This is a genomic window from Enterobacter sp. UPMP2052 (genome assembly GCF_053709675.1).
The window spans coordinates 1-4078 of sequence record NZ_JBSKJR010000024.1; the positions used below are offsets into that span (position 1 = coordinate 1).

At 56.9% G+C, this 4078-nt stretch carries 4 protein-coding genes; 1 reads left to right on the top strand and 3 read right to left on the bottom strand.

The annotated features are described in order from the left end of the window. Positions 1 to 22: 22 nt before the first annotated feature. From ACWKX3_RS24055 to ACWKX3_RS24065, 3 genes are all read right to left on the bottom strand, one after another. Entirely contained in the window at positions 23 to 988 is a 966-nt protein-coding gene (locus ACWKX3_RS24055; RefSeq protein WP_102890159.1) for a TerC family protein, read from the bottom strand. Positions 989 to 1240: 252 nt separating this feature from the next. After that, positions 1241 to 2239 carry a Gfo/Idh/MocA family protein gene (locus ACWKX3_RS24060; RefSeq protein ID WP_058609436.1) on the bottom strand — a complete coding sequence of 333 codons (999 nt, stop codon included), beginning with the start codon at positions 2237 to 2239 and terminating at the stop codon, positions 1241 to 1243. 70 nt (positions 2240 to 2309) lie between these two features. Continuing rightward, entirely contained in the window at positions 2310 to 2813 is a 504-nt protein-coding gene (locus ACWKX3_RS24065) for a YgjP-like metallopeptidase domain-containing protein (RefSeq protein ID WP_006178666.1), read from the bottom strand. Between the two features lie 83 nt (positions 2814 to 2896). Between ACWKX3_RS24065 and rlmG the strand changes: the two genes are divergently transcribed. Continuing rightward, positions 2897 to 4033 (top strand): 23S rRNA (guanine(1835)-N(2))-methyltransferase RlmG, encoded by a 1137-nt coding sequence (gene rlmG / locus ACWKX3_RS24070; protein WP_137272633.1) that lies wholly within the window; start codon positions 2897 to 2899, stop codon positions 4031 to 4033. Positions 4034 to 4078: the final 45 nt, after the last annotated feature.

Genomic DNA, 4078 nt, shown 5'->3' on the forward strand with positions numbered 1-4078 from the left:
CAGCGCCACCGGGCAAAAAGCACTAAGCCTGCTGCTTTTTATCGTGCTGGCGGTTAACCCAGGTATTGATAATCAGCGTCACGATCAGAATGCCAAACACAATGCCGAGCGAGATGGCGATCGGAATGTGGTAGAAATCGACAATCAGCATCTTGATACCGATAAAGACCAGGATCACCGACAGGCCGTACTTCAGCATGGAGAAGCGCTCTGCCGCGCCCGCCAGCAGGAAGTACATGGCACGCAGGCCGAGGATCGCGAACAGGTTAGAGGTCAGGACGATGAACGGGTCTGTCGTTACCGCGAAAATTGCCGGAATGCTGTCTACCGCGAAAATCACGTCGCTCAGCTCAACCAGAATCAGCACCAGCAGCAGCGGGGTGGCAAACAGCAGGCCGTTCTTGCGCACGAAGAAGTGCTCGCTTTCGATTTTGTCCGTCATGCGCAGGTGACTGCGGATCCACTTCACCAGCGGCTTCTCGCCGATGCCGGTCTCATCCTCTTTCGCCAGCGCCATTTTGACACCGGTGAACAGCAGGAACGCGCCGAAAACATACAGCAGCCATTCAAACTGGGTGATCAGCCAGCTGCCCGCGAAGATCATGATGGTACGCAGGATAATCGCGCCCAGCACGCCATAGACCAGCACGCGGCGTTGCAGTGACGCAGGCACGGCAAAGTAGCTGAACAGCATCAGCCAGACGAAGACGTTATCGACCGCGAGGGCTTTTTCAATCAAATAACCGGTGAGGAAGGCGAGCGCCTGAGGATCGGCCACCGCACGGCCTTCGGTCGAGGCCAGATACCACCAGAAGGCGGCGCAAAAAAGCAGGGAGAGGGTGACCCACACCAGTGACCAGGCGGCAGCCTGCTTCATGGTCATGCCGTGCTCGCCACGACGCCCCTGCAAAAAGAGGTCGATCGCCAGCATGATGAGCACGACAACCGCGAATCCGCCCCACAACATTGGAGTGCCGACAGAATGCATACTATTTTCCTTACACATAAAAAAACAAAAACGGCTATGGTCAGAAGACGATAGCCGTTAGCTTTTTATGCATAGACCTCGCCTTCCGGCAAGGTCTCACTTACAACCACGAGGGTTGCCCGGCGACCGGATGCGGTATTGCACGCATCGTAATGACGATCCACCGGCAAGGAAGTTACTCCCCTTTGCTGGTAACAAAATATGTCAGGCCCGGCGATCCGTCAAGGCTCGGCATGAATTCATTACACAGTTTTACGCGGTAACTTGCGCACCCACGCCGTCTGCCGGGAACACCACGCCGGTCTGACGGCGGATCTCCGTTTGCAGTTTCGCCGTGGTGCGGCTGACCGCCAGCCCCGGGTGATTCACCTCATTGTCCTCAACCAGACGTGCAAAGACCTCTGCCTCATACAGCATAGTGTTGATATGCTGAGGCTGCGTCAGCTCCTGCGCTTTGCCGCCGCGCGGCACGATGCTGAGCTTCTGGCATTCGGAGATTTTTTCGATGACCAGCGAGCCGTCTTCGCCCTGAATTTCGCTCGGTAAGACCGAATCGCTCACCTTGGAGTGCTGGAGCGTGACGCTGAAATCACCGTAGTCCAGTACCACGATACCGTGCGCGTCCACGCCGCTCTCCAGCAGGCTGGCGGTGGCCGTTACGCCGTGCGGTTCGCCCCACAGCGCCACGGCGGAGGCCAGGCAGTAGAAACCGATATCCATGATCGAGCCGTTAGAGAACGCCGGGTTGAAGGTGTTCGGGTTTTCGCCGTCAAGATAGCGCTGATAGCGCGACGAATACTGGCAGTAGTTGATAAAGGCTTTACGCACCTTGCCAATTTTCGGCAGGGACTGCTGCAACAGCAGGAAGTTCGGCAGGCTGGCGGTTTTGAAGGCTTCGAACAGCACCACCTGGTTTTCGCGCGCCAGGGCGATGGCGGCTTCCACTTCCTGAATGTTGGAGGCCAGCGGCTTCTCGCAAATCACATGCTTTTTATGGCTGAGAAACAGCGTCGTTTGCGGGAAGTGCAGGGCGTTCGGGCTGGCGATATAGACCGCGTCGATGGCGTCGCTTTGCGCCATCTCGTCGAGCGAGGTGAATAGATGCTCGACCAGGTAGTCGTTGGCGAAACTCTGCGCCTGCTCAAGGCTGCGGGAATAAACTGCGGTGAGCTTGTATTTGCCGGTTTCGTGGGCGGCGTCGACGAACTGGCGTGTGATCCAGTTCGTACCAATAACTGCGAAACGTATCATAGACGTTTACGTACTCCGTAACGGGGAACCTGTAGCCACTGTAGCACGTCATCATGACATTTCGCGTGCGCTACTGCGCATTACTCTTTAACGATAAATGCGTCAGCCACAGGCGGGTATCAAACTCCAGCTGGTGGTACTGCGGCTCCATGTGGCAGCACAGGGAGTAGAACGCTTTGTCGTGCTCTTTCTCTTTCAGGTGCGCCAATTCATGCACCACGATCATCCGCAAAAAGGCCTCCGGTGCGTTGCGAAACACCGTTGCCACGCGGATCTCGGCTTTGGCTTTCAGCTTGCCGCCCTGCACGCGGGAGATGGCGGTGTGCAGCCCAAGCGCATTTTTCAGCACGTGGATCTTGTTGTCGTACATCACCTTATTGATCGGCGGCGCGCTCTTCAGATACCGGTTTTTCAGATCCTGCGTATACTGCCAGAGCGCCTTATCGGTCGCGAAATCGTGCGTATCCGGATAACGTTTTTCCAGCACCGCGCCCAGCTTTTGCTCGGCAATCAGGCTGCGAACCTGAGTCAGTAAGTTCTCCGGGTAGCCCTGGAGATAAGTAAGTTGGTTCATCAACGCCCCAAATCGACAATAAAACGGGTATACTCACGCACCCTTTTCAGGGATACGCCAAATTTTACCATTCAGGAGGGCCGATGAGCCACTTAGACAACGGTTTCCGTTCACTCAACCTTAAACGTTTCCCGGAAACGGACGACGTTAACCCGCTTCAGGCGTGGGAAGCGGCGGATGACTATCTGCTGCAGCAGTTGGATGACACCGAAATCAGCGGCCCGGTTCTGATCCTGAATGACACGTTTGGCGCACTGGGCTGTGCCCTGGCGGAGCACACGCCTTACAGCATCGGGGATTCTTACTTAAGTGAGCTGGCGACGCGCGAGAACCTGCGCCATAACGATATCGATGAAGGTAGCGTGAAGTTCCTCGACAGCACTGCGGATTACCCGCAGGCACCGGGCGTGGTGCTGATCAAAGTGCCGAAAACCATGGCGCTGCTGGAGCAGCAGCTGCGCGCGCTGCGTAAGGTCGTCACGCCACACACGCGCATCATCGCTGGTGCCAAGGCGCGTGATATCCACACGTCGACGCTGGAACTGTTCGAAAAAGTGCTCGGCCCAACCACCACCACGCTGGCCTGGAAAAAAGCGCGCCTGATCAACTGTACCTTCAGCGCACCGGAACTGGCTGACGCACCAGACACCCTGAGCTGGAAACTGGAAGGCACCGACTGGACCATCCACAACCATGCGAACGTCTTCTCCCGCACCGGGCTGGATATCGGGGCGCGTTTCTTTATAGAACATCTGCCGGAAAACCTGGAAGGTGAGATCGTTGACCTGGGCTGCGGCAACGGCGTAATTGGCCTGACGCTGCTGGCGAAGAACCCGGACGCCAGCGTGGTATTCAGCGATGAGTCGCCGATGGCGGTGGCATCAAGCCGTCTGAACGTCGAAACCAACATGCCGGACGCGCTGGATCGCTGCGAGTTTATGATCAACAACGCGCTGTCGGGCGTAGAGCCTTTCCGCTTTAACGCCGTGTTCTGCAACCCGCCGTTCCACCAGAAGCACGCCCTGACGGATAACGTCGCGTGGGAGATGTTCCACCATGCCCGCCGCTGCCTGAAGATTAACGGCGAGCTGTACATCGTGGCAAACCGTCATCTGGACTACTTCCACAAGCTGAAGAAGATTTTCGGTAACTGCGTCACCATTGCGACGAACAATAAGTTTGTGGTGCTGAAAGCGGTTAAGCTGGGGCGTCGTCGGTAAGCGTGTTTCGCCTGGCGGCGCTGCGCTTGCACAGGCCTGTGGTTT